Source organism: Psychrobacter sp. 1U2 (assembly GCF_051847575.1).
The window spans coordinates 1-746 of the sequence record NZ_JBPYDC010000992.1 but is presented as its reverse complement, the minus strand read 5'-3'; the positions used below and the strand labels follow the sequence as shown (position 1 = coordinate 746).

Annotated in this window: 2 protein-coding genes; both read left to right on the top strand. The window is 39.7% G+C overall.

What is annotated here, in order from left to right; translation table 11 throughout:
- Positions 1 to 342: RNA polymerase-binding protein DksA (dksA, locus tag ACS8FD_RS19960; protein WP_439277148.1), on the top strand; the 342-nt coding region annotated here is incomplete at its 5' end.
- Positions 343 to 653: 311 nt separating this feature from the next.
- Positions 654 to 746: glutamate--tRNA ligase family protein (locus ACS8FD_RS19955; RefSeq protein ID WP_439277149.1), on the top strand; the 93-nt coding region annotated here is incomplete at its 3' end.

Here is a 746-nt window from a genome sequence, read left to right as displayed (position 1 = left end):
AAAGCTATTTTATTGGACTGGAAAAATCAACTGATTGGCGAAGCTGACCGTACAAAGACCTATATTCAAGATGAGTCTAGTGCCATGCCAGATATCAATGATCGGGCTACTCAAGAAGAAGAGTTTGCACTAGCATTACGCACGCGTGATCGTGAACGCAAATTGATTCGCAAAATTGACAAATCTATGTCAGAGATCGAAAACGAAGACTATGGGTTTTGTGAAACTTGCGGAGTAGAGATTGGTCTGCGTCGTTTAGAAGCTCGACCAACAGCAACGCAATGTATTGACTGCAAAACGTTGTCTGAGATGAAAGAGCGTCAAAACCAAGGCCATACTTAATACGCTGTTCTTACTTTGTAAGACTGATATCATTGATTAGTTTACTTACTTAATTAATCTAAAATCGGTCGACCTAATAGTATTTGATGTAATAAGCGACCACACAGTTGGTCGCTTATTGTATTTTGTACCCCATCTTAAAGCTCAAAATTAAGTAACAAAACCTCTTAACTTAATAAATATCTTTTCCCCTGTATTTCTTTTACGCTATTCTTATTCTTTTATTATTATAGCGGCTTATTTTGACACCCATTCATACTACTAATACCCATGCAATGACACTATTTAAACCAACGTCTAAACCGACGTCGCTGTCAACGTATCCTATCGGGCGTTTTGCCCCCTCACCTACCGGCGAGCTGCATCTTGGTTCCTTGACTACCGCGCTGGCAAGTTACTGTCAT